Source organism: Nocardia sp. NRRL S-836, assembly GCF_001279525.1.
Lineage (GTDB): Bacteria > Actinomycetota > Actinomycetes > Mycobacteriales > Pseudonocardiaceae > Lentzea.
This window is the reverse complement of the sequence record NZ_LGDY01000080.1, coordinates 1-24696: the sequence shown is the minus strand read 5'-3', so window position 1 is coordinate 24696 and position 24696 is coordinate 1. Positions and strand designations below refer to the sequence as shown.

Genomic DNA, 24696 nt, shown 5'->3' with positions numbered 1-24696 from the left:
GATGCCCGGCATGACAGGTGTCGACCCCTTCGGTACGAGCCGCGAGCGGTACCTCGGTCCGCTCGGCGGTGACGGAGTCTTCTGCGTCGGCAACGCCGACGAGTGCGACCACTACACCGAGGACGGTGCCGTCCGGATCCCGTGGCGAGGCCGGCCACAGCCCGAGGACGTGCCACGGGTGCACAGCCTGGCCCTGTGCCCGACGGAGGCCCAGCTGCGCAAGGCGGTGCTGCCCGCCTACCTGCCGGACCTGGTGAACCTGGAGTCGCTGACGCTGCCCGCTCCGCTCGTGGCGCACCTGACGTCTCCCTCGCTGACGTCACTGGTGATCAGCAACGCCGACGGCCAGGCCCCTCCGGTCCCACTCGCCGCCGACACCGCCCTGCCGGCGCTGCGCGCGCTGATGTGGGTCAGCTCCTGCACCACGCCGCGGCTGCCCGGGGTGGTCGACCCGCTGCCGCCACTCGAGTTCCTCCGCACCAATGTGTCCGGTGACGGCGCGGTGCTGCGTCAGCTCGCCGCGCTGCCCTCGCTGCGACACCTGGAGCTGGTGCACCTGAAGAACGTTGACGTCGTCGACCACCTCGTGGCACCGCTGCGCGTGCTGGAGATCAGCGGCACCGGACGCGACTTCCCGGTGGCCCGGCTCGCCGAGATCGTCACGCTGGAGGCGTTGCGCCTCAACGGTGTTCGCGCCGAGATCGACTGCGCGGTGTTCCAGGCGCTGCCGAACCTGGTCCAGCTGACCGTCCTGAACTCGAAGCGGGTCGTGAACGTCGAGGCGCTGCTGGACTGCCCGGAACTGGCGAGTGTCACGTTCATCGACTGCGGCAACCCGTTCGGAAGGGACGGCAAGGCGCTGTTCCGGTCCAAGGGCTTCGCCGAACTGGACATCGACTACTCGTGACCGCACTGCGCCACGCCGTGCCGGACGCGGAAGATGCTCCGATGGCTGCCGCCAGGGGCTCCAGCGGCTGCCGTCGGAGCATCATGCCTGCGATCTCACGCTTTCCCTCTCCGAGAAGAGGCAGAGGTCCACGTGGGGTCGGTCAGTGTGTGCGCTGGTAGTCCTCCCAGGTCTGGATCGGGATCCGGGGGCCGTCATCGGGGCGGTGGTTGGCGAGGCCGTTGAAGCCGAGGTAGTAGTCACCGACCTGGTTCTGGGCCTGGGTGGCCTGGTCGGTGTCGTTGATCGCCACGGCGTGGATGTGCCACGGCCAGTCGCCCTGGGAGGGGCTGCGGACCCAGGCGGCGAAGCCGACCTGGCGCAGCGCACGGGCGGCGGCGGTGCGGGTGGCGGCGGTCATGCCGTCGACGTTGATGTCCACGACGCCGCCGCCGTCGTGGGTGCCGGCGGAGGTCGGGTCGCCACCGGGGTTGTACGAGCCCTGTGACAGCACGAAGCGACGTCCCAGCAGGCGTTCGGCCTCGGTGAGCATCGCCTGGGTGCGGGTGTTGACGACGTACCCGTCACGCTGGACCTTCGAGCCCGGCTTGAGCACGTGGGACACGGTGAACCGGTTTTGCCCGAGCGAGGCCAGCGAGCTCGCGCCGGGCAACCCGTTCGCGGCCAGCCCGGTGTAGCCGAGCGAACGCTGGTAGGCCGCGTACGCCGTGATGGTCGTGGTGCCGAAGTAGCCGTCGACCCAGCGGGCGTCCAGCAGGTTGCGCGCCTGGAGTGCCCGTTCGACGGCCAGCACGGACTCCTTGGCGCCGGGGGTCAGCGTGTCGTCCGCGCGCCGGGGATCGATCTGGGCGGCCAGGACGGCGGCTTCCATGTTGACGACCGGCAGCGCCGCGGCGGTTCCGGAAGGTGCCGGCACCGCTTGCGGGGCTACGGCTGAAGCCTGCGTCGCGCCCAGCGCCAGGCAGCTCACGACAGCGAAGGTCGCCAGCGCTGCGGTGCCGCTCCGGGTCTTCAATTGTGTCTTCATGCGGTCTTTTCCGTTCGGTTGAGCTCGTTGCGCGGTCGGACAGCGCGAGCGCGGTGTCAGTGGCCAAGGCTCGGGCATGGCGCTGACAAAGCTCTGACACGACGGTGACCAGGTGACTCAATTCTGACCGAAGTGCGGCCTTCGTTTGGAGCCATGGGTTACTCTGTGCGCTCGTGCATGTGATCGTGGTCACTAGTGACCCAGGAGCCTGGATGGCATGGTTGTCGGTTCCACTTCCAGTCACGTCTCGGTGCAGAACGAGCTTCAGTTCATGGACGTGACCTCGCTTTTCGGGCTGCCGCTCGTCGTGCCGCGCGCGAACCGCTATGCGCAGCTCGGCATCGCACCAGAGGCGACCGCTGCGGAAGTCCGCGCGGCGACCGACCGGTACATCGCCCGGTTGAAGGCTGAGGGTGCCGGCGACGAGGAGATCGCGCGGGCGCACGGGCTCAGCCTGGAGAAGCCCGATGACAGGGCCGCGTACGACGCGGAACACCCGCCGCTGCCGTTGCTGCGGCTCGAGCCCGCCGGCGATCCGGTCTTCGACGACCGGGCGACCAGCCTCGCCGCGCTGCGCCGTGAGCTCGAACGGTTCCTGTCCAGCGCCGGGGAGGCGGTGTACCACCCGGACGACACGACCCGGACGGACTTCACCGCGGACTTCCACCCGACCTCCCTGCTCGACGGTCAGCAGCCTGGACGCATCAACGGATGACGGGGAACATGGACGACAAGAAGCCGAACCTGCACCGAGTCGTCGGCATCGACCTCGGTACGACGTACTCGGCGATCGCGGTGTTCGACACCGACGAGGACACCGCGGTGATCGTTCCCGATCGGACGTTCGACCCGCCGGTCGACACCACGCCCTCCGTGGTCGGCTTCGACCCGAGCGCCGGCGCTGTGATCGTCGGCGCCGCGGCGAAGCAGGCGATGTCCCTGCCCGGTCGCGGCCGCGAGACGATCATCGAGATCAAACGCGAGATGGGCGCGCTCTTCAGCGAGGAGACGCTCAGGCTGTTCGGGGCGAAGGGCACCTCGTTCCGCGTGGACGATCCGCTGCGCGTCCGGCTGCACGGCGAGTGGTTGCGGCCGCAGGAGGTCAGCGCGCTGGTGCTGATGCGGGTGAAGGAGATCGCCGAACGCGAGCTCGGCCACGGCGTGCACGACGCGGTGGTCACCGTGCCCGCCTACTTCACCGAGCGCCAGAAGAAGGCCACCGAGGAAGCGGCGCTGCTGGCGGGCCTGCACCCGCGGCAGCTGATCCCGGAGCCCACCGCGGCGGCGATCGCGTACGGCGTGGACCGCGCCGAGGAGGAGAGCAAGATCTACCTGGTCTTCGACCTCGGCGGCGGCACGTTCGACGTGTCGATCATCGAGACCGAGGACCGGCAGATCACGGTGCTCGCCACCGCCGGTGACGCGCGGCTGGGCGGCGGCGACTTCGACGCGGCGATCGCGAAGTGGCTCAACGACAAGCTGGGCCGCTCGTCCCCGAGCGAGGACGAGCGCATGCAGGCGCTGGCCGCCGCCGAGAAGGCCAAGCGCGAGCTCTCCCTGCACGAGTCCACCACGATCGACCTCGGTGGCGAGATGGCGCCGGTCGAGCTCGACCGCGCCACGTTCAAGTCGTTGATCAAGCCGACGCTGGACCGGTCGCTCAGGAAGGTGCTCGAGGCGCTGGAGATGGCGAAGGGCGGCCCGGACCAGCCGCCGCTCGACGTCGACGCCGTTCTGCTGGTCGGCGGCTCGACCCGCATCCCGCTCGTGCGGAAGATGCTGGTCGACCACTTCGAGAAGGACGACGACTTCGTCCGCGCCGATGGCGATCCCGACACCCTCGTCGCGCGGGGTGCCGCGATCCTCGCCAGCCGGTTCGAGGCGTCGGACTCCTTCGACCTCAACAGGCGGCCGACCGCCGAGCGCCAGTCCGACGCCGACGACTTCGAGATCCGGTTGATCACCGAGCACACCCTCGGCGTCGGCGTGCAGGACGACAGGTTCGACCCGCTGATCGAGCGCGGCGCGAAGATCCCGACGCGCAAGGAGAAGCGCTACACCAACCAGAAGGACTCCGAGAACGTCGAGGTGCCGATCTACCAGGGCGAGTCGGCCATGGTCTTCGACAACACCCGAGTAGGCACGATCGTCCTCGACAAGATCGAGCCTCGGGAGGCCGGCCACCACCAGTTCGACATCACGTTCAAGCTCGACGTGAACGGGTTGCTGGAGGTCAAGGTGTTCCACGCCAACGCGGGCCGCGAGTACGAGGCGACGTTCCGGCAGAGCACCAGCATCGGGAAGATCGACATGCTGGCCGAGAGCAGGCGGCGGTTGCTGCGGCTGGTCGAGCCGGGCGTGGCGGAGCCCGTCGAGCGCGAGGAGCCCTTCTCGTTCCAGGTCCCGCCGCCCGTCGACGTGCCCGACGACGGCCCCACCGTCGATCTCGACGCCGTGCCCGCCGAGTTCCGGCGGCTGTTCCGCAAGGTCACCGCGTGGACCGCCGAACGCGAGGCACCGGATGACCTCGCCGCCGCGCTGCGCGAGTTCACCTCGGCCGTGCGCGCGGGCACCGGGCTCGACGACCTCGCCGACCGGCTCGAGGACGCCTATGACCGCGCCCGGCGATGAGCCCGTCGGGCTGATCGCCCAGGAGCTCGACGCGGAGTACGTCGGCGTCGGCAGGCGCGGCACGCTGTACCGGGCGCCGGGCAGGCGACGCTGCTACCGGCTGATTCCGCGCGCCGAGCTCGGCGCTGAACACCGTGATGAGCTGAAACGCTGGCAGCACAGGGGGTCGCGCGCGGGGCTCGCCGCCGTGGTGCCCGCCGACGCGGCGGGCGACCAGCAACGTCTGGGTGGCCGCTGGTACCAGGTCGTCTGCTACGAGACCGATGCCCGGCGCAGCCTCGCCGACGCGATCGCCGATCCCGATCCTGCCCGGCGCGTCGAGGCCGTCGTCGCCGCGCTGCGCGCGTTGCCCGGCTGGTGGGAGTCGCTCGGACCGGGCATGGTGCCGATGCCCGCCGACATCGTGCTCACCGACAGCGGGCCGCGGCTGCTGCCGCTGCCGTGCTGGGGCGCGCCGTCGTTCACCGAGCTGCTGAGCGCTCCGGAACGGGTGCTGCACCTCGCCCCCGGCCTCGCCCGCGGGCAGACCGCGGTCGGCCGGGAGGAGGATGTGTTCGCGCTGGCGGCCGCCGCGTTGCGGTGCTTCGGCACCAGCCCGGACACCGACGCGGCACGGTTGCTGCACCGCACGGCCTGCGCGGTGGCACCGTCGGGGGAGCGGTTGCACGGCAGGCTGCCGGTGTGGATGCGGCGGGTCGGCCCGATCCGGGCGGTGCTGGAAGACCTGCGCGAGCTGACGACCGCACCCCGGCGTGGTGGCACGGACACCACATGGCTGGCAGACCGGCTGCAGAGTGCGAGAAACGCCATGGACCCGGTGGCCGCGGTGCAGGCGCTGCGTGCCGCGGGGGAGCCGGACCAGGCGCTCTCGCTGGCCCAGGCGGTGCTCGCCGACGATCCGCACTACGACGTGCTGGTGCTCGCCGCCACCATCGCCTACCAGGACACCGGCGCACCGCTCGAAGCGCTCACGCTGCTCGACCGCGCGGTGGAGGCCGACCCGGAACGCGTTGAGGCGTACGAGGAACAGATGTCGGTCGTCGCCATCGGCGAGGTGTGGGCGACGGTGCAGACGCTGCTGTCCGACGCGATCGACGACTCCTTCACCCGCAGGCTCGACGCCACCGTGCAGACCGCGTTCCACCGGCTACCGCACGAGTTGCGCGCCAAGCACGCGCCGGCGATGGCGAGCCACCTCATCCGCGAGGGCCGCGTGCGCGAAGCGAACGCGCTCGCGCACAGGTGGTTGCACGACGGCAAAGCGCTGATGTGGTGGCGGTTCGACCTGATGATCGCCTACGCCACCACGTTCTGGCTGCTGGGCAGGCGCGCCGAAGCCGCCCAGGTCGGTGACGTGATCAGGCAGGGCCTCAAGCGCGTGCGGGACAACGGGTCCGTGGAGATCACCGCGATCGAGTTGTACGAGCTGCTGCTCGACCAGCTCGAGGAGGAAGAGGGGAACCCGTGAACGCAGTGCTGGTCGTGGTGTGCGTCGCCCTGCTCGGCGTGTGCCTGGTGGGTGCCTGGCACTTCTTCGTCGTCGTGCCGAGCCGGTGGCGTGCACCGCTGCACCGTGCGCTCGCGATCCTCGCGCGTGACGGGCACCAGCGGGCACAGCTGGAGGAGGCCGACCGGCTGCTGGACGAGGCGACGAACGCGGGCCCGCGTGGCCGCGACCTGGCCGACACGAGGTTCGCACACGCGTACGTCCGCGCGGTGCTCGGCACGTACCGGCCCGAGCACCACTGGGCGGCCGCCACCCTCGTCGACAGCCTGGCCACCACCTCCGGGCACGACTCGGCGTCCGCTCACCTCGCGCTGTGGTTGCAGCACAAGCTGGAACGCCACGAACGCGTGGTGGAGCTCTACCGCGAACACGAGGCGGCACTCGCCGACCGGCCGGGCGCGCGCCTCATCGCCTCCGCGTCACACTTGCACCTCGCCGGTGCACATTGGCGGCGCCGCGAGACCGACGAGGCCCTGCACCACTTCGACCGGGTCCGCGACCTCGGCGTTCTGACCAGCGAGATCCCGAAGGCCGCGGACAACCTCCACGTCCTCAAAGGCATCCAGCTGTTCTTCGACCAACGGCGCGCTGAGGCCCGCGAGGCGTTCGACGCCGCCCGCCGCCGCGCCCACGAGCGCGGGCAGAGCCGGGTCGAGGCGAGCCTGGGGCTGCTCGCGTGCGACTGGGAGACGGCCAGCCCGAGGAAGCTCGACCGGTGGCTGACGCAGATCCGCAAGCAACGTGCGTGGCGGGACTGGACCGGCGATGCGGAGGACACGTCCGCGGAACAGGACTACCTCAGGCAGCTGGCCGCGGTGGTCGCGCTGCTGAAGGTGGTGGTGCTGCTGCGGGGCTGGGCGAACCGGCCGGAGCTGTCCGGGGTGCCGAGCTCCGAGGAACGTCACGAGCTGTCCGAACGGCTGAACGTCATGCTCGCACTCGACGAGGAGTGGGGCGACGCCTATCTGGTCGAAGGACTGCTCTGGTACTACTTCGCCGCCAGCGAGGGCGAGCGGGAGACCGGACTCGCGATCCTCGAACGCGGGATGGGCCTGCGGAGCGCCAAGGCCATCATCGTTCCCGAAGTGCTGCACCTCGTGGAGAAGGAACGTGCGCTCGGCGGGCAGGGTGACGCCTTGTCGCGCTTTCTGCGGCTGGTGCACGAGTTCCTCGCCGACCCGGCCGTGCCCGCGTCGCACCGGGCGGAGCTGCGTTCGTTGCGCGACCAGTTCGCCCGCTACGCCGATGATCTCGGCGAGGACCTGGCACTGCCGACGCGGCCGGCGTCGCCGGAGGAGCTGCGCCGGCGGATCGAGGCCGTGCGCAGGCGCATCGAGCTGATCGTCTATCCGCGGCTGCGCGACCTGCCCGACGACGCCCCCGCCCGAGTCCGGCTGCGGGAACGGCTGCGGGAGCTGGACGTGGTCGCCGACGGGTTCGCGGCACAGGCGCAGGCGCTGCACCGGAGCGAGCACGAGTTGATGATCACGACCGGAGAGTTCCTGCTGCCGCAGGAGGAATGGGACGACCATGCCGTCACCGCTGACCTGGATCCGGACCGCGTGGACACGGCCGCCGAGCATGGACCGTGACCGGCTGGTCGGGCTGCTGCCGCCGGTCGAGTACCGCCGGGAGACCGACGAGCGGCAGCTGTTCGACGAGGCCGCGCTGCCCGCGGCGCTGCCGTTGATGCTGAAGCTCGACCAGGAGGCCGAGTACCTGCTCTGCCGCGCGGTCGCCGAACGCGCGCTCGGTTCCGCACCCGAACCCGAAGCGCTGCCGGAATGACCGAACGCGACACCCCGGCGCTCCCGCACCTGCCGCCTCGGCTCCCCGACTTCTCGGGGCTGAGCTTCGGTGGCGGGGACCTCGGCGAGCACTTCCGGCGGCTGGAGGAGTTCACCCGGCGGCGCACCGAACGCACGGCGCCGTCGACGGTCTTCCTGCCGGACCTCGTGACGCTCGCCGCCGAGGACTCGCTCCAGCTGGACGACGACGGCGACGACCTGCTCCAAGACGCCCGCGTCAACATCGCCGACGGCGAGTACGAGATCGCGCTGGAGCAGCTCGCGGAGTTCCTGGAGATCTCGCCCGGTCACCCCGAGGCGCGGTATCTCCAGGCGTACTGCCACTACCGGCTCGGCGACCTGATGACGGCGCTGGAGCTCACCCTGCCGTTGCGAAGCGAACGACTGGATCCGCAGCTGCGCGCGGGGGTTCTCGAACTCCGCCGCACGCTGCGCGACGTGCTGACGCCGCAGGAGATCGGCACGTTCCTCGACACCCGCCACCACGACCGGCGCGCCGCGGACGAGCGGCTCGGCCGGTTCATCGAACTCGCGCCGGAGGAGTCCGAACCGCCGTACCTGCTGGCGATCATGCAGGCGATGGACGGCGAGTACACGACGGCCTTTCGCACCGCGCGGTCCGCGGCGGAGGTGGTCGAGGGCGACGCGAGCCATCTCCGCACGATCGCGAACGCGCTCCAGACGGTGGCGTTGAGGCCGCTGACGAGAGACGCCGTGCGCGCTCTCGCCGACGGCGCGTACCTGCGCACCCGCAAGGAGTTGCGGCGGCTGGACGCTGACTGGCGTCAGGCAGAGGTGGTGCGTGACTTCGACACGTATGTCGAAGGGCTCCTCCGCACCCGCCGTTCGCCCGCGAAACCGTTGCCCCCGCCCAAGCTCGCGCCCGAACGCGCCATGCGGCTGTACGAGCTGATCGCCGAGCAGTACCGCGAGGAGACCCTCGGTCTGTTCGGGGACGAGCGCTGGGCGGAGGCGGAGCGGGTGCTCGCCAAGGTCCTGCACCTCGTGCCGTCGTTCCCGCCGGCCAACTACCTGTACGCGTTCTGCCTGCTGGTGCAGGGCAAGGATCCGGAACGTGCGATCACGGCGGCCGGGATCGCCGCGCGTGACCCGCGGCTGCCGGAGTCGGAAGCGCTGCTGCGCAAGGCGGTGGAGGCGAAGGAGGTCTTCGCGGTCAACGCGGCGTTCGACGAGCACAACACCGCCATGGCCAAGGTCCGCAACCCGCCGACGCAGGCCCAGCTGATCGCCTTGCGCCGCACCATGGAGGAGCTGCGCGGCCGAATCCCCGGCCTCCAGGCGATGGCCAGCACGAAGGAGAACGAGCGGCACGTGCAGAAGCTCGCCGACGCGGTGACCCAGAGGTTGGCGGAGATCGATCACGCCATGGTCAACGTGGAGGTCAACGCGCTGGTCCTGCGCTTCAACAGCGCGGCGGAGACGCTGAGGTCCGGTCGGCTCTTCCCGGCGGACGTGATGGCGTTGCGGGACCTCCACCGCTCGGAGTTCGCGAGCATCGGCCAGGAGGCGAGGCGGCTGCTGCGCACCACCACCGACCCGCGGTCGCGCCGGGCGCTGCAGGACATCGTGACCGCAGTCGACCGGCTCGCGTGAAGGGGCAGCAGATGACCGAGCCCGAGAGCCACGACGGGTGGGACGTCTTCATCAGCTACGCGCGTGAGGACTACCAGAAGGCCAGAGACCTCGCGGACGGCCTGCACAAGTGCATCACGTCCCGGGGCGTGCCGCCGCGGATCTTCATCGACGTCGACCGCGAGGGCTTTCCGCCCGGCGTCGACTGGGAGGAGTACCTGGAGACGGCGCTGCCGCGGTCCAGGTACTTCGTCGCCCTGTACTCGTTGCGGTACTTCACCAAGAACGTCTGCCAGTTCGAGCTCCAGCGCGCCGTCGACCTCAACAGGGCCGGCCGGATCGGGTTCATCCCGGTGCTGATGGAGGAGGCGGCCAAGGACAAGATCTGGTTCACCGCCAGCAAGTACAACTGGGTCGCCGTCACCCACCCGAACTGGTTCGAGACCCTGCGCACCGCGCTGGGCCTGCGACCCGCGCGGAACCGCAGGCAGCTCCGGTTCGAGGGGCCGCCGCCCAGCGCCGTGGTCAACCACACCCTGCCCACGGTGCGGGTGTCGGTCATCGGCACCGATGGCACGACCGTGCTGGAGAGCAGCGAGCCGATCACGCTCACCACCGTGCCGCCCGACTCCGGTCTGAACGGCACGCTCGTCCACCCGACCGTGCACGGCACCGCCACGTTCGCCGACCTGTCGTTCCGCCGGGCGGTCGAGTCCGTGCGGTTGCTCGCGCGGGCGCCCGGCTGCGAACCCGTCGAGACCGCGCCGATCCAGGTGAGCCCGCCCGCGCCGCAGCCCGCCGGCCCGGATCGCGTGCACCCGCGCCTGCCCGCGAGCGGACGTCAGGTGTTCTTCCCCGACGCGCGGCGGATCGTGGTGCTGGACGGTCCGCACCTGTCTGTCCACTCGCTCGACGAACCCGGCCGCGGGCAGGGCGGCACGCGCCTCGCCGGACGGCCGCGGCTGTGGGCGCGCGGACGCGACCGGATGGCGGTCGCCGACTGGACGGGCCGCGTCGTGGTGGCCGCACCGGACGGGAGCACTCACACGGCCGATCTCGCTCGTGCGCCCGGCCTCACCGTGCCGGGAGCGTTGGTGTTCCACGGCGACACGCTGCTCGTCGGCATGTGGAGCGGCTCCGTCTGGTCACTGGCGGGTGCGGAACCCGAGACCGTGCTCGACCACCGCGAGGGTGTGCAGCTGCTCGAGGTCGACGGCGAAGGGCGGCTGCTCGTCGGTGATCTGGACGGCGTCCTGACCGTCTACGACCAGGGGCACGTGAAGGCCGAGTACGCGTTGGAACGCCTCTTGCTCGGCATCCACCACGAACCGGGGTACACGCTGATCGCGGGGGAGCACCACGTCTACCGCCTCGACAGCGGATCCGAGCGCCCGCTCGTCGTGGACCTGCCGGTCACGCAGCTCGCCGACGCGCTGGTGGGGCCGGACCTGTCGATCGTGCTCAACGGCGAGGGCCTCGGTGTCTGCTTCGACGCGGAACTGGGCGTGCACCTGGGTTTCCGCACGGTGCCCGGCGCCCGGATCGTGTGCGCGTCCCGGGACGGCAGGCTGGTCGTGTTCGAGTACCCGGACGGCTCGCACGTGCTGATGCGGGACGGCCGCATCGAGGTCACCTCGGCCCACCCGCTCGCGATCTCGCCGGACGGGCGGCTCGCGGCGACGTCCGACGGCAGGGGCACGCTGGTCCTGCCGGTCGAGGAGCTCAGCACCGGCGCGGAGGAACAGCCGTGACCTCGCTCGAGAACCGGCCGGAGGTGCTGCGCCCGATCGCGGACAAGCTGCTGGCGCGCCATGAGCAGGGCGCCGGGCTGGGCGCCGACGAGCGGGACGCGCTGGCGGAGGCGTGTTTCCGGCTGGCCGTGCACCCCGCCACGCCACCGGAGGAGGCGCTGTCGTTGCTGGGGACGGCCCACCGCGTCGATCCGATCAACCCCAGGCACCCCTACCACGTCGGCCTGATCCACCTGCGGCACGGACGGCTCGACGCCGCGCTGAGCTGGCTGACCGCGGCGGCCGAGTTCGCACCGGCCAACCACCGGGTCTGGGCACACCTGTCGATCGTCCACCAGGGCCTGCACGAGCAGCGCGTCGGCGACCCCTCCTACCAGGGCGAGGAGCGGCAACGGGTCGATGAGATCACATCGGCCGTTCGTGAAGGCAGGGACCTGGACAGCACGGCGCCGGCGTCGTTGTCGCGCCCTGGCACGTCCCGTTGGTCGGGGATCCACGACATCACCGCGGAACGGGTGCTGCGCAGGCCCGCGGGTGAGCGCGGCCGGGACGTGATCGCCGAGGACCTGCGGCGGATCGCCGAGCTCGCTGAGCGGAGGGTGGGCGGTGCCGCGGCGTTCACGGTGTCGGCCGTGCAGTGGCTGGTGCACGGGTATCCACCCGCGACGATCCGCAGGCTCGCGGCACCGGTGGGGGACGGCCCGGCCCGGCGCGTGCTGGACCTGGTGTGCGAGCTGTTCGAGGCCGACGAGGAGGCGGTGCCCGCTCGCCTCGCCGAATGTCTCGCACGGCGGGAGCTGCCCGATCTGCTCGTCGCGCTCATTCACCAGCGGCGGGTGCTGTGGCGGCCGCTGCAGGTGCCGAACCTGAGCGCGTACGCGGCGGCACGGCGGTTCGTCGACGGCGACCCGGCGGTCCACCTCGACGCGATGGCGTCCGCGCTGCGGGCCATCACCACCGCCACACCGCCGAAGACGCCGGCCGACGTCGTCACGGAGAAGGCGGCGGAGGCCGATCCGGACGTGGTGCTGGCGGCGTTCGAACGGGACGCTGAAACGCTCGCACGGCTGAAGAAGGACGCGAACACCACCGCCAAATCGCTCGTCCGCGCCGATCTGGCGGACGCGGGCCGGATCCGTGCGGATCACGCGGTGCTGGCCCGCATCGCGAAACGGCTCGACCACGTCTGCGCCGAACGGGTGCGGGAACTGGAGAAGCTCGTCCAGGGCACGGCGGACCGCACTCGCTCTGCGGATTTCGGTGACCGCTTCGAACGCTGCAAGAAGGCGTTGCAGGCGGCGAGCCCGCTGAACGGTCACCTGAGCAAGATCCGGAAGAGACTGCACTCGTGCGAGGTGCCGGACGCGGTGCCGCCGTCGGCGGGTGTCGCCGAGATCGACGCGGAGCTCAAGTCCTTCGCTCCCGCGCCCCAAGGCGGGCCGATCCCGCCTCACACCGAGCCGGCCCCGTCTCCGGCGCGTTCCGGCGGTCCTCGGGAGCGAGTCGCCGCCGCGGTGGCAGCGGTCGACCGCGCGCTCGCGGACAACACCGCTCGTGCCTGGAGGTCACTCGACGCGTATCCACCGCCACTGAGCCGCCGCTCCGCGCTCGTGCTGCTGCGTTCCCACCTGAACGGCCGCCTCGCCGAGTCACAGCACCGGATGGGCGCGCACACGCCGGCTCGCAGGTACTGGCAGGCGATGCTCATCGAGAACCCGATGTCCACGGCGGTCCTGCACAACCTCGCGGTCGCACACACGGCGGCAGGCGACGTGGCCGCGGCGACCCAGTCCTGGAACCGCTACCTCGAAGCCCTCTACGGCGAGGCGCTGCTCGCGGACACGCCGGCGCGGGGCGCGGCCGAGCGGGCCGACGTCCACCGCGTACTGGCGGGTTCGTTCGGCACGGCGGCGTTGTGCGGCAGGCAGGCCGACGACGGCACACCCAACCCGCCTCCGCGCGGTGTCCCCGCCGAGCTGACCAGCCCGGCGCGGGTAGCGCTCGCCATCGCCCACCTGCGCCTCGAAGAGCTCAACCGCGCGCTGTCGTACCGCGGCCCGGCGCTGCGCCTCGGCGTCACGCGGTCGGTGCGGCGTTCTCGGCTCGACGAGGCGTTCGACGCCCGTCTGGACCTCGTCGCGACCGCCTGCGCCCCGCTGCCGAAGCGCGTGCGCGCACCGTTCGAAGAGCTGTGCCGCACCGCGTTCCAGGCAGCACACCAGGCCGCCTGCAACCCCGGCAGCCGCGTGCGTGAGGCGACCGACCAGGACGAGGAGGCGGCGCACGTCGCCTGGACGCACGACCGCGTCCGGTGGAAGTCGCGCATCGCCAACGAGCTGCTCGGCGCGGACGACTGGCCCGTCACGGAAACGTCCGGCGAGATCCTCACCAGCCTGCGCCTGCTCGACGAGCTGCGGCTGGACCCGGCCGACGAGACGGTGCGCAAGGCGGTCCTGCGACTCGGCGCGCCGTCCACGTACCTCAGGCAGCTCAACGACCTGTGCGAGCTCGCCGCCCGGTTCGCCGTCGAACGCATCTTCCGCGCCGCCGAGAACAGGCTCGACTCCTCGGCCGACTTCCCCCGCCGCTACCAGCGCCTCTGCCGCTCCTGGCACCGCAACGACGCACCTGAGCACCACCTCGACCTGCTGGACGACCCGCACACGGTCTACCTGCCGTCGGTGGAACACGCCCTCGGCCTTCTGAACAACGACGCCCCGGACCACCGGGTCCGGGATGCGGTGCTGGCGGCGTTGCCCGCCATGGAGCACTGGATCACCCGCCTGCGCGGCGCCGCAGGCCCGGCCGCCCTGCTCGGCGAACTCCTGAACGCGGTGGACGAGCAACACCGGGCACGACCTCTGCTCGCCGAAGCCCGCGCCGCCTGCGTCCCCCGCGACTCGCTGCCGTACGTGCGCCTCTCCATCCAGTGCGACGACTTCGCGGACGCCCGCACCCGGTTGCGGAGGCTCGCCGCCAGGGGCGAACACCTGGAGGACGTGCACCGGCTGATGATGACGGTGTACCGCCGCTGGATGCGGTGGGACGGTCCGCTGCCCACGAACGTGGAGATCGGCGAGGACTTCGGCGAGATGTCGTCCCTCGACGCCGGTGACGCCCGCCGCCAGCTCGTGGTCGAGGTGACGATCGCCAAACACCGGCGCCGTCCCGGCGAGGTGGACCCGGACTCCCTGGCCAAAGACCTCCGCCAGCTGCTGCGCGACGACAAGGACAACTCCCACGCCCGCTACCAGCTGACCCAACTGCTCTACCAGCACGCGGTCTCGGTTCGCACCGCCATGCGCGCAACGTTCGGCGCACGCCGCGAAACCCTGCGCGACGAACTGACGCGCCTGCGAACCGAGTGCGCCGGCCACGCCGCCGCGTTGCTGGACCGCGACCCGGCTGACGACCACCACGCGCTGGCAGACGAGTCCCGGTTCGAGGAGGTTCAGAAGATCGCCGCGAAGGTCCGCTGAGCGCCGTGGCTGCCTGCAACTCCGGCAATGCAGGTCGAAGCCGTGAGGGTGTGCCCGCCGGGGAAGATCGTCGGTCAACAGGTGAACACGGCACCTGGGACAATGGCCCCCCGACCACCCGAAAGACCAGGAGTGCACCGTGCAGCACGGAACCGTCCGCTGGTACGACCTCGAGCGCGGCTTCGGCTTCCTCGCCCCCGACGACGGCAGCGCCGACATCTTCGTGCACGTCTCGCAGGTGCAGGGCGAGGGCGCGGCCCGTGCGCTGCGCGAGGGTCAGACGGTGGAGTTCGAGACCGGTGAGGGACCCCGCGGTCCGCAGGCACTGCACGTCGCCGTCACCGGGGACGCCTCGCCTGACGCGATCCTGGGTGTGCTCGCCACCGTCTCCTGGTACGAGCCGGCCAAGGGCTACGGGTTCGCCGCGCCGGACGGCGGGGGTGCGGAGGTGTTCGTGCACTCCTCCGCCATCGTCACCGGGGGCGTCCTCGCGGCCGGGCAGCGGGTGGCCTTCGTCGTCACCGCGGGGGAGAAGGGCCCGCAGGCCCAGCACGTGGTGCCGCTGAGCTTCGACGCCGGGGTCCGCAAGGCCCCTCTGGTCGTGCCCGGCGACGGCGCCGACGGCTCCGTGCTGTGGTTCGACGAGGAGAAAGCGTTCGGCTTCGTGGCCGCCGACGACGGGGCGGGCGACGTCTTCCTGCACGTGCGCGCCCTGGTCGACGACCGGTACCTGCCGGTCGAGGGCGACCGGGTCTCGTTCACCACGGTCACCGTGGACCAGGGTCGTCAGGCGCGCGAGGTGCGGTTCGTGGCCGCCGGCGAGCCGGTGGAGGCCGCCGCGGCACCCGCTCAGGCCCGTTCGGCCGCCAAGCCCGCAGCCCGCGCCGGCGACGGCACGGTGGCCCGCTACGACGCCGACCGCGGCTTCGGCTTCATCACCCCGGACGCGGGTGGGCCCGACCTCTTCGTGCACGTCTCGGTGGTCTCCGGCAGCGAGCCCCTGGTGGCCGGCGAGCGGGTGCGCTTCCGCATCCGGCAGAGCGACCGGGGCCCGCAGGCCGATTCCGTCGAGCGCGCCTGACCGTCCGGGACGGTCCTACGGCCTGAGGACAGGGTCCTGCTTGCTGTCATTCTCGTGCCCGCGGGCTGCGGGCACGAGAATGACCTATGGCGATCGAGTCAGCTCGGCTGGACCCGTTCGAACCGAACTCGGCTGAGCCCTCCCGGGAGGTCGCTGAGCACGTACAGCTCGCCGTGCACGTCGGTGCCGATCGCGCTCGGCTGGGTGGGGAAGTTGCCGATCGTGGCGGTGTCGTAGCCGCCGCCGGGCTTGGGGCGCACGGCGAACACCCGGGTTGAGCAGTAGTCGCTCGCGACGTAGGTCCCCCGTGCCTCCGGGGTCCGGAACCCCCGGTACACCACGCCGCCGGTCACCGAGCAGTTGTCGTTGTAGTGGTCGTACTCGAAAACCGGGTCGGTGTACTTCACGCCCGGTCGGCATTGCTGCTCGTCGAACACCGGGGTGCCTTCCCGGCAGGACCAGCCGAGGTTCGCCCCGCCCTGCCACGGGCGGATGTGGTCGATCTCCTCCACCAGGCCCTGTCCGACGTCGCCGATCCACAGCGAGCCGTCGACGTGGTCGATGGAGAACCGCCACGGGTTGCGCAGACCGTAGAGCCAGATCTCCGGCCGCGCGCCCGGCACGCCGACGAACGGGTTGCTGCGAGGCACGCAGTAAGGCTGCGCCCCGCACGTGCGGCTGACGTCGATCCGCACGATCTTGCCGAGGAGGGTGCCGAGGTCCTGACCGGTTTTGAACGGGTCGTTGGCGTTGCCGCCGTCGCCCGTCGACCAGTAGAGGTATCCGTCGCGGCCGAAGGCGACCTGTCCGCCGTTGTGGTTGCCGTACTCGGCGTGCGCCTGGGTGAGCAGCACCTGCAGCTGGTCCGGAGCGCCGAGGGGCACGCGCGCCACGGTGAGCGAGCCCGCCGGCAGGCTCGTGTAGGACACGTAGAGCATCCCGGTCCGCGCGAAGTTCGGAGCGGGTGTGATGCCGAGCAGACCGCGCTCGTTGTCCGAGGTGTCGATCCGGGCGGTCAGGTCGAGCACCGGTTCGGCCGCCAAGCCGGTGTCGGGGTGGTAGGCGCGAACGGTGCCGTCCTTCTCGGCGATCAGCATCCGTCCGTCCGGCAGCCCGGTGATCGCGATCGGACGACGCAGACCGGATGCCACCCGTTCGGACACCACGGTCAACTCGGTGAGTGGCACCGCGCTGGGGCGGGACGTCCCGGCTGCGGCGGTGCCGTCCGTCAACAACGAGGCTGACGGGAACGCGGACAAGGCCAGAACGAGCAGACCGGCCAGCAGGGCGGCCGGGCGACGACGTCGTCGCGACATGGGTCGGCTCCTCGAGCAGGGGTGTGCAGGACATGTTCTGGGAGCGCTCCCAACGTACTGCGACCCCACGGCCGCATCGAGCCGCCGTCTTGCCCCCTCTGGTCGCAGAAGGAGTAGGGGAACGACAGGGCGGCAAGGATCTTCGACCCCGCGCGGGTGGGCGGCCGCCGACAGCCGGTACCGCGAGTGGTTCGTGAACACGCGGATCTCTGAGGGCGAAGCGGAGGCCGTGACCGAGCGTCGGCCCGGTGCACGAGCAGCTGGCAGACGCCGTCTCGTGGTCCCGCGCGGTCACGACGCCCGCAGTCCCCGGAAGGTCGTCCGGATCTGCTCGGTGAGGACGTCCGGCTGCTCCAGGGCGGCGAAGTGGCCTCCGCGCTGGAGTTGTTCGTAGTGCACCACCGTCTCGTAGCGTCGCTCGACCCAGCGTCGGGAGGCCTGCACGGCCTCGCCGGGAAAGATGCTGAAGCCGGCGGGAACGGGGTTCGGTGCCTGCGCGCTCCCGACGGTGCCGTCCTGGCCTTCCTCCCAGTAGAGGCGGGCGGAGGACGCCGCGGCGTTGGGGAGCCAGTAGAGCATGACGTCGTCGAGGATCTCGTCGCGGTCGATGACCTCCTCGGGGTTGCCGCCACTGTCGGTGACGTCCTGGAAGAGCGTGTAGATCCAGGCGGCGAGTCCGGCGGGTGAGTCCGCGAGCGAGTAGCCGATCGTCTGCGGCCGGGTGGCTTGTTCCCGCGCATATGCGCTCAGTTCCTGCTGGTAGCGGTCAGCGCGCGCGATCATCCGTTGCTCCTCTGCGCTCGCCAGGCCTATCTCCTGCTCGGTGGGGAACACCAACGGTAGGTTGAAGTGCACCCCCAGGCACCGTTCGGGCGCCTTGCGGGAGATCTGCTCGACGACCGCCGAACCCCAGTCGCCGCCCTGGGCGAACCACGTGTCGTGGCCCAGGCGCCGCATGAGCGTGATCCACGCGTCGGCGACGCGGGAGACGTTCCAGCCGCTCGCCGTCGGTTTACCCGAGAACCCGAAGCCCGGCATGGACGGGATCACGACGTGGAACGCGTCGCGGGCGTCGCCGCCGTGGGCCACCGGGTCGGTCAGCGGCCCCACCAGGTGCCGGAACTCCAGGACCGAGCCCGGCCAGCCGTGGCACAGCAACAGCGGGACGGCGTCCGGCTCGGCCGACCGGATGTGCAGGAAGTGGACGTCGATCCCGTCGATGGTGGTGCGGGACGAACCGAGGTCGTTGATGACCGACTCGGTGTGCCGCCAGTCGTAGCCGGTGGCCCAGTGGTCGCAGAGAGCGCGGACGCGGTCCAGTTGCGGACCCTGCCCCCCGTCCGGAACCGTCTCGCGGTCCGGCCACCGGGTGGCGGCCAAGCGGCGGCGCAGGTCCAGCAGTTCGGTGTCGGGGACGGCGATCGTGAACGGCTCGACCGCGTCATTGGCGGAGGAAGAGGGCACCGAGGGCTCCAGGGGTGGTGGGAGGGCGAACGGTGCGAGCGTAGCCCAGAAGTGGAATAAGTCTTCAACTTGGAACTAATCTTCCACTTGCTTGCCCTGGGTCCGTGATCGAGGCGGCTCCTCCTCCGCGTCGCTGACGACCCCGGCATCTACGGTGTGGCGTCAGCGGTGAGACAGGGAGCTTGCACATGGTGAGGCTGGACCGTCTGGTCAACGTGCTGGGTGGGTACGGAGTCCGGCTGTGCTGCTGTCCGGTGCCGCGGTCGGCGGAGTTGCGTGGTGTGGTGCTGCGGGATGTCACGGACGATCGGGCCGAGGTCGGTGACGTGTTCCTCGCGGTGGGCGCCGGGTCCGTGGCCGAGGCCGTGAGTGGGGCGGTGTCGGCGCGTGCTCTGGTCGTGCTCGTCCGAGGTGGCGAAGAACTCCTGGCGGATGCCGTCGCGCTGGGGGAGGCCGAGGGCGTGGCGGTGATGCTGGCGGATCCCGCTCTGTCGTGGAGCCAGCTGGCGGGTGTTGTCTACGGCTTGGTGCTGGAGGGCCGGGAGACCGAGTCGGGGCGTGGCCCCACCGACTTGTTCGCGTTGGCCGACAGCCTGGCCGGCACCACGGGTGGTGCGGTGACCATTGAGGACCAGTTGTCACGCGTGCTGGCCTATTCGGGGCCGCAGGAGGAGGTCGACGCGGCGCGGCTGGAGACCATCATGCGCCGGGAGGTGCCGGTGTGGGTGCGGGAGTTGTTCGATGCGGCGGGTGTGCGGGCGCACCTGCTGGCGTCCGATGAACCGCTGTTCGTGCCCGGCGAACCCGCGCGTGGCCTGACCGGGCGGATGGTGGTCGCGGTCCGGGTGGGCCGGGAGCTGCTGGGGACGGTCTGGGTGGCGTGTCCGGTGCCGCTGGAGGGCACGCGGCGCACCGCGTTGACCGATGGGGCCCGGATCGTGGCGCTGCACCTGCTGCGGTTGCGGGCCAGTGCTGATCTGGAGCGCCAGGTGGAGTCGGAGTGGGTGCTCCGGCTGCTGGAGGGCACGGCGGACGCCGCAACGGTGATCAGTCAGCTCGGGTTGCCGCCAGGGCCCGCGAGGGTGGTCGCGGTTCGCGCGCATGTCGGAGACGAGCGGCACGCGGCCGTGTTGCTGGCGTTCGAACAGGCGACCACCGGTTTCGGCTGGTCACGGCCGGGGCGCAGTGCGTTGGCGGGCAACAGCATCTACACGCTCCTGCCGGGCGAGCAGGTCGGTGCGGCGCGGGGTTGGCTGGCGGCGTTGAGGTCGGTGCTGCCCGGGAACGTCATGATGTCGGCCGGGATCAGCGCGGTCGCTGAGGCCGCGGACCTGCCGGCTGCCCGGCAGGAGGCGGACGAGTGTCTGGCGTTGCACGAGATGCGGTCCGGTGACGCGGCTCCGCCCGCTTACGACGAGTCGTGGGACGAGATCCTGTTGCAGCGTCTGCGCACGGCGGCGCGGGTCGGGCGGGCGTCCGCGCGCGGGCCGGTGGCGGACCTGCGCAAGCACGACGGTGAACACGGCACCGACTACGTGGCGACGCTGCGGGCCTGGCTCGAGGCGCAGGGCGATCTGGCGGTGGCCGGTGAGCGTCTCGGCGTGCACGGCAACACGGTGCGCAACCGGCTGCGGAAGATGAGCGAGGTGACCAGCCTCGGCTTGGACGATGCCGCCAAACGGGTCGCGATGCTGATCGACCTCGCGGCGACGGTGTCGGAATCCGACAATCGCTGAGCAGCAATTGTACGAAGCGGACAATCGGCTTGAGGGCTGATCACAGCATCCTGGAATCGGGACAAGCGATGACAGGAGGCAGGGATGGATGGCGTCGCGCGCCTTGACGGCGGCCCGCGCTCAGCGGTGGTGATCGGTGCGGGTGTGGTGGGTCTCTCCACCGCGTGGTTCCTGCAGGAGCGCGGTGTCGAGGTGACGGTGGTCGACCGGACCGGCGTGGCGGCGGGCGCGTCCTGGGGCAACGCCGGGTGGATCGCACCGGGCCTCGCGATCCCGCTGAACGAACCGGCGGTGCTGCGCTACGGACTGCGGTCGCTTCTCGACCCGGCCGCGCCACTGCACATCCCGCTGACCGCCGATCCGAAGCTGTGGTCGTTCTTGACGCGCTTCGCCGCCCACTGCAGGTGGTCGTCGTGGACCAGGGTGGCGAAGGCGAACATCCCTCTCAACGAAGAGTCCATCGAGGCTTACGACGTGCTCACCGCCAACGGAGTCGAGGCGCCCACCGTCGACGCTCCGATCACCGCGGCCTTCACCTCGGCGAGGCAGGCGCAGACGCTCGTCCGCGAGCTGGAACGTCTTGCGTCGGCCGGACAACCGGTCGACCACGTCGAACTGTCCACGGCAGACTTGCGCGAGCAGGTTCCGCTGGCGTCGCCCGCTCTCACGGCGGGCGTGCGCGTCAACGGGCAGCGCTTCGTCGACCCCGGCGGATTCGTACAGGCGCTGGGCCGCGCCGTGGTCGCCCGTGGGGCCACGATCCGAACCTTCGAGGTCGTCGACGTCCGCGCGGACAACGCCGGAGTCGTCGTGAAAGCGAAGGACGGCAACGCGATCTCCGCCGACGTCGCGGTCCTGGCCACCGGCGCCTGGCTCACAGGACTCGCTGCCCGAGCCGGTGTCCGCGTCCCGGTCCGGGCCGGGCGCGGGTACTCGTTCACCGTGCCTGTGCGCAAGCCGCTCCACGGCCCGATCTACCTACCGGAAGCGCGCGTGGCGTGCACCCCCTACCAGGGCGCACTCCGGGTCGCGGGCACCATGGAGTTCCGCGGCCCCGACGCACCGCTGGACGAGGCGCGGGTGGACGCGATCATCGCCTCCGCCCGGCCGCTGCTGGACGGGGTGGGGTGGGAGGACCGCACCGATGTCTGGGTGGGTCCACGCCCCGTCACCCCGGACGGTCGCCCGCTCATCGGCGAGACCCGGATGCGTGGCGTGTACGTGGCTGGCGGGCATGGCATGTGGGGCTTGGCGCAGGGGCCGGTGACGGGACGGTTGCTGGCAGAACAGATCACCACCGGCAAGCAGCCCGCCGCGCTGCGCGAGTTCGATCCGCTCAGGTGACTGCCACATGGAAGCCGCGCACACCGATGTGCCGCTGACCGACAGCGAACGAGCCGAACTCACGTGGCTGCGCAAGGAGAACGACTTCCTCCGCGTCCAGCGCGACATCCTCATGAGCGTGGCCACCGGCTACGCCCACGACTTCGAGGAGATGCTGCGCCGCCACCACGGCCACCGTCACCACTGACCACTTCCCTGTCCGTGCGGGTCGCCGGACCGACCGAACCCGGCCCGCACGGATGCCCGCCGTCAGGGCGGTACCTCCCTCCAGACCGCCCTGACGGCACTCATCTCTCATGCCATGGAGGCATCATGACGACCAGTGCGCCACGTGTGTGGCTGACACCGCAGGCACACCAAAGGCTCCGCGACGAACTGATGACCTTGCTCGCGCCGACCCGCGGCGGCGACGCGGACTTCGCTTCCCAGCGGGACCGGGAGGCGCGCATCCGCCAGATCAACGACCTCCTCACCAACGCGGTGGTGGGCGAGGACCCTCCGGATGACGGCATCGCCGAACCCGGCATGGTGCTCACGGTCCGGTTCGACGACACCGGCGAGACCGAGACGTTCCTGCTCGGCGTGCGCGGCGCGGAGCCCGGCACGGTCGAGGTCTACTCGCCGAGCTCCCCGTTGGGAGCGGCCGTCAACGGTGCCCGGCAGGGCGAACAGCGCACGTACCGGACGCCCAGCGGCGCCGCGGTCGTCGTCACGTTGCTGAACGCGGTGCCCTACGGACAGGCCGGCGAAGGAGGTGCCGGGTGGGGCCGGATGTAGGAGATAGTCACCGAACGCCACCTGCTTGTGGCGCGGAAACGCAAACAGGTGCTCAAGCGGAGTTGAGCACCTAGCATGTCGGCTATCTGTGGAACAGACCACCAGGCGTAGTTTTGGCACCCCACAGGACTGTCGAAATGTGCCGGAGTCAGTAGGGCCAGCCGGGAACGTTCAAGCGAATGCTGTACAGGCCGAAGTTTCCGGTGTTGCCACCGGTGGATGCGGTACCCGACGTGATGTAGAGAGTTTTCCGGTCGGGGCCGCCGAAGGCGACGTTGGTCGTGTTGCGGCCGGCGGAGATCGTGCCGAGGAGCTTGCCGGCCGGGGAGTACACGTGGACCTTTCCGCTGCCGTAGGTGGCCTGGTACAGGTTTCCCGCGCAGTCGACGGTGCCGCCGTCGGTGCCGTCGAGCGCCGCGAAATCGCTGCGCTGCCCGGTGCTCCCGTCCGCGTTGACGGGATAGCGGTAGATCTTGCCGGTCGCGTTGCCGCCGACGTAGAGGGTCTTGCCGTCCGGGGAGAGCTCGATGCCGTTCGGCTGGCGGATCGTGTCGTCGATCAGGGTGACGACACCGTTGGTGACGCGGAAGACGCCGGTCCTGCCCGACATCTGGTCCGGGCGGTTCGCGCGCTGGAAGTTCGGGTCGGTGAAGTAGGCCGTTCCGTTCGCGGCCACGGTGACATCGTTGGGAGAGTTGAACAGTCGCCCCTGGTAGCTCGCCGCGATCGTCGTCCGCCGCCCGGTGGCCAGGTCGTACGAGGACAGGCTGCGCTGGTCGTGGGTCGCCGCGAGGACGGACGTGCCGTCACGGCTGATCGCCAGACCGTTGCTGCCCGCGTTCTTGACGAAAGTGGTGAACGTGCCCGTCGAGGGGGTGTACCGCAGGATGTCCGAAGGCTGGACGTTCTGCGGGCCGGTGCCGTCGTACATGTTGGACAGCAACAGGGTTTGCGTCGCCGCGTCCCAGGTCGGGCCCTCCAGGAAGTTGAACCCGTCCTTGATCTTGGCCGCAGTCAGGTTCGGTGAGGGCAGCGGAGTGCCGAACGGCCCGCCGGGGCACGGTCCTTCGGGTGCCGCGGCCGAGGTGCCGGTGACGCTCGCGGAGACCATACCCAGGATGATCGTGGCCACCGCGATCTTTCGCTGCCGTGCTCGGATGTTCATGCCGGTGACATCCTCGCTTCCGGTTGGAGGACTGTGCCTTGAACTGTGAAGGATGATTTCGGTGCGGTCAAGGCGCGACGAAAAGATTCTTCCGGCTAAGAGGTGGATCGTTGGAGTGTTTGGGATCGCTAAAATTCGAGTGACTTTTTAGCTTGTGGGGTGGCTGCGCGCGGGCGCCATCAGGTCTTCGCTTCACGTGCGCTGCGATTCGACAGTCGAATCGAGTGGTGGTTCGATGAATTCGACGAGCGGCCATGTGAGAAAGCGGTGGACATGGGGACGTGTCGAGTGCGAATTGTTCGTGCTTCATTCGCGCGTGACGGTCGCGTGGCGGCCGGAACGCCGTGCCTCGCTATCGCGCCCGCGCGTCCCGGGAAATACGTCCGTGCAGGTCAGTAGGCGTCGGTGGGTAGCGGTCGTCATCGGGCACGATCGCGGCCGTGCTGGTTCGTTTCGCTTACCTTGCCTCCTCCCTGGCCTTCGCCGCGTTGTGGCTTCTGCGCATGTCCGCTTGGGAGAAGGATGTCGAATCCTCGCGTTACGCCATCAACTCGCGGTCCTGCATCGGCAGCTCGGCGGTCAGCGCCCGCGACTGCGGCCGGAGGAGAGGGTGTTGCTCGCAGCCTTGCTTGTGCCCTTGGCGCGCGCGACGTTGCGTCGGCTCCGGCTGTTGGTCAGCCTGGATACGGTGCTGAGGTGGCATCGCGACTTGATGAAGCGCCGCGCCCGCATGAGCGTGAACCGTAAGCCTGGGCGTCCGCGCACTGAGGTTCCCCCGATAACTCGGAGGGTTGGTTACCTGGCTCCGGATGAGGATGCCGGGATGATCGATGGCTGGAGTTGGTCGGCGTGCCAGGCGGCCTCGTACTCGTCGGGGCTGAGCCAGCCGAGCTCTTTCTGGATGCGCTGGGTGTTGTACCAGCCGTCGATGTAGCTGAAGATCGCGTTCTCGGCCTCGTCGCGGGTGCGCCAGGAGTTCCGGTACACGAGTTCGATCTTCAGCGTGGAGAGGAAGTTCTCCATCAGCGCGTTGTCGTAGGAGTCGCCGACCGAGCCCATCGACGGCAGAATTCCGATGTCCGCCAGGCGTTGCGCGAAGCGAATCGAGGT

At 70.5% G+C, this 24696-nt stretch carries 19 protein-coding genes and 1 pseudogene; 15 read left to right on the top strand and 5 right to left on the bottom strand.

Going from position 1 to position 24696, the window contains the following annotated elements; translation table 11 throughout:
* Positions 1–10 precede the first annotated feature (10 nt).
* Positions 11–907 (top strand): hypothetical protein, encoded by an 897-nt coding sequence (locus ADL03_RS08940; protein ID WP_053732901.1) that lies wholly within the window; start codon positions 11–13, stop codon positions 905–907.
* A gap of 142 nt (positions 908–1049) precedes the next feature.
* Here ADL03_RS08940 and ADL03_RS08935 read toward each other — a convergent pair whose 3' ends face one another.
* Entirely contained in the window at positions 1050–1823 is a 774-nt protein-coding gene (locus tag ADL03_RS08935; protein ID WP_197288211.1) for a peptidoglycan-binding protein, read from the bottom strand.
* A gap of 388 nt (positions 1824–2211) precedes the next feature.
* Here ADL03_RS08935 and ADL03_RS08930 point away from each other — a divergent pair, with 388 nt between their 5' ends.
* From ADL03_RS08930 to ADL03_RS50735, 10 genes and pseudogenes are all read left to right on the top strand, one after another.
* Positions 2212–2649, top strand: a complete 438-nt coding sequence (locus ADL03_RS08930) for a hypothetical protein (RefSeq protein ID WP_157528377.1) — start codon at positions 2212–2214, stop codon at positions 2647–2649.
* A gap of 8 nt (positions 2650–2657) precedes the next feature.
* Positions 2658–4565 carry an Hsp70 family protein gene (locus tag ADL03_RS08925; protein ID WP_053732899.1) on the top strand — a complete coding sequence of 636 codons (1908 nt, stop codon included), beginning with the start codon at positions 2658–2660 and terminating at the stop codon, positions 4563–4565.
* Positions 4546–6033, top strand: coding sequence for a tetratricopeptide repeat protein (locus ADL03_RS08920; protein ID WP_053732898.1), 1488 nt, complete (start codon positions 4546–4548; stop codon positions 6031–6033). Before ADL03_RS08925 ends, ADL03_RS08920 begins: the two co-directional genes overlap by 20 nt.
* Positions 6030–7664, top strand: a complete 1635-nt coding sequence (locus tag ADL03_RS08915; protein WP_053732897.1) for a hypothetical protein — start codon at positions 6030–6032, stop codon at positions 7662–7664. Before ADL03_RS08920 ends, ADL03_RS08915 begins: the two co-directional genes overlap by 4 nt.
* Complete coding sequence (locus tag ADL03_RS08910; protein WP_053732896.1) at positions 7654–7860, top strand: hypothetical protein; 207 nt, start codon at positions 7654–7656, stop codon at positions 7858–7860. Before ADL03_RS08915 ends, ADL03_RS08910 begins: the two co-directional genes overlap by 11 nt.
* Positions 7857–9494: a tetratricopeptide repeat protein gene (locus ADL03_RS08905; protein ID WP_053732895.1), complete on the top strand. Its 1638-nt coding sequence runs from the start codon at positions 7857–7859 to the stop codon at positions 9492–9494. Before ADL03_RS08910 ends, ADL03_RS08905 begins: the two co-directional genes overlap by 4 nt.
* Positions 9495–9505: 11 nt before the next feature.
* Positions 9506–11224 carry a toll/interleukin-1 receptor domain-containing protein gene (locus ADL03_RS08900; RefSeq protein WP_157528375.1) on the top strand — a complete coding sequence of 573 codons (1719 nt, stop codon included), beginning with the start codon at positions 9506–9508 and terminating at the stop codon, positions 11222–11224.
* On the top strand, positions 11221–14703 hold the full coding sequence (locus ADL03_RS08895; protein ID WP_053732893.1) for a hypothetical protein: 3483 nt from the start codon (positions 11221–11223) through the stop codon (positions 14701–14703). Before ADL03_RS08900 ends, ADL03_RS08895 begins: the two co-directional genes overlap by 4 nt.
* Positions 14704–14842: 139 nt before the next feature.
* Positions 14843–15046: pseudogene (locus tag ADL03_RS48295) on the top strand (cold-shock protein); the annotation flags it as partial.
* 30 nt (positions 15047–15076) lie between these two features.
* Entirely contained in the window at positions 15077–15784 is a 708-nt protein-coding gene (locus ADL03_RS50735) for a cold shock domain-containing protein (RefSeq protein WP_369808955.1), read from the top strand.
* 98 nt (positions 15785–15882) lie between these two features.
* Here the strand turns inward: ADL03_RS50735 and ADL03_RS08885 are convergent, their stop codons facing one another.
* Together ADL03_RS08885 and ADL03_RS08880 are read right to left on the bottom strand one after the other, a co-directional pair.
* Positions 15883–17100: a sorbosone dehydrogenase family protein gene (locus ADL03_RS08885; protein WP_053732891.1), complete on the bottom strand. Its 1218-nt coding sequence runs from the start codon at positions 17098–17100 to the stop codon at positions 15883–15885.
* Between the two features lie 291 nt (positions 17101–17391).
* Positions 17392–18564: an epoxide hydrolase family protein gene (locus ADL03_RS08880; RefSeq protein ID WP_053732890.1), complete on the bottom strand. Its 1173-nt coding sequence runs from the start codon at positions 18562–18564 to the stop codon at positions 17392–17394.
* Between the two features lie 188 nt (positions 18565–18752).
* Between ADL03_RS08880 and ADL03_RS08875 the strand changes: the two genes are divergently transcribed.
* The 4 genes from ADL03_RS08875 (at position 18753) to ADL03_RS08860 (ending at position 22421) form a co-directional block, all read left to right on the top strand.
* A complete protein-coding gene (locus ADL03_RS08875) occupies positions 18753–20300 on the top strand; it encodes a CdaR family transcriptional regulator (RefSeq protein ID WP_053732889.1) in 1548 nt (515 codons plus the stop codon).
* 84 nt (positions 20301–20384) lie between these two features.
* Positions 20385–21644: an FAD-binding oxidoreductase gene (locus tag ADL03_RS08870; protein ID WP_053732888.1), complete on the top strand. Its 1260-nt coding sequence runs from the start codon at positions 20385–20387 to the stop codon at positions 21642–21644.
* A 7-nt stretch (positions 21645–21651) separates the two neighbouring features.
* Positions 21652–21831 (top strand): hypothetical protein, encoded by a 180-nt coding sequence (locus ADL03_RS08865; RefSeq protein WP_053732887.1) that lies wholly within the window; start codon positions 21652–21654, stop codon positions 21829–21831.
* A 125-nt stretch (positions 21832–21956) separates the two neighbouring features.
* Positions 21957–22421 carry a GreA/GreB family elongation factor gene (locus tag ADL03_RS08860; RefSeq protein ID WP_053732886.1) on the top strand — a complete coding sequence of 155 codons (465 nt, stop codon included), beginning with the start codon at positions 21957–21959 and terminating at the stop codon, positions 22419–22421.
* A 148-nt stretch (positions 22422–22569) separates the two neighbouring features.
* Here ADL03_RS08860 and ADL03_RS08855 read toward each other — a convergent pair whose 3' ends face one another.
* Complete coding sequence (locus ADL03_RS08855; RefSeq protein WP_053732885.1) at positions 22570–23586, bottom strand: SMP-30/gluconolactonase/LRE family protein; 1017 nt, start codon at positions 23584–23586, stop codon at positions 22570–22572.
* Positions 23587–24381: 795 nt separating this feature from the next.
* Positions 24382–24696, bottom strand: a 315-nt coding sequence (locus ADL03_RS08850; protein ID WP_197288210.1) for an IS3 family transposase, incomplete at its 5' end; no start/stop codon positions are given.

Coding starts and splice junctions, on each gene's coding strand:
- ADL03_RS08940 (WP_053732901.1), top strand. CDS start 11: ATGACAGGTGTCGACCCCTTCGGTACGAGCCGCGAGCGGTACCTCGGT.
- ADL03_RS08925 (WP_053732899.1), top strand. CDS start 2,658: ATGGACGACAAGAAGCCGAACCTGCACCGAGTCGTCGGCATCGACCTC.
- ADL03_RS08920 (WP_053732898.1), top strand. CDS start 4,546: ATGACCGCGCCCGGCGATGAGCCCGTCGGGCTGATCGCCCAGGAGCTC.
- ADL03_RS08910 (WP_053732896.1), top strand. CDS start 7,654: ATGGACCGTGACCGGCTGGTCGGGCTGCTGCCGCCGGTCGAGTACCGC.
- ADL03_RS08905 (WP_053732895.1), top strand. CDS start 7,857: ATGACCGAACGCGACACCCCGGCGCTCCCGCACCTGCCGCCTCGGCTC.
- ADL03_RS08900 (WP_157528375.1), top strand. CDS start 9,506: ATGACCGAGCCCGAGAGCCACGACGGGTGGGACGTCTTCATCAGCTAC.
- ADL03_RS08885 (WP_053732891.1), bottom strand. CDS start 17,100: ATGTCGCGACGACGTCGTCGCCCGGCCGCCCTGCTGGCCGGTCTGCTC.
- ADL03_RS08875 (WP_053732889.1), top strand. CDS start 18,753: ATGGTGAGGCTGGACCGTCTGGTCAACGTGCTGGGTGGGTACGGAGTC.
- ADL03_RS08870 (WP_053732888.1), top strand. CDS start 20,385: ATGGATGGCGTCGCGCGCCTTGACGGCGGCCCGCGCTCAGCGGTGGTG.
- ADL03_RS08865 (WP_053732887.1), top strand. CDS start 21,652: ATGGAAGCCGCGCACACCGATGTGCCGCTGACCGACAGCGAACGAGCC.
- ADL03_RS08860 (WP_053732886.1), top strand. CDS start 21,957: ATGACGACCAGTGCGCCACGTGTGTGGCTGACACCGCAGGCACACCAA.
- ADL03_RS08855 (WP_053732885.1), bottom strand. CDS start 23,586: ATGAACATCCGAGCACGGCAGCGAAAGATCGCGGTGGCCACGATCATC.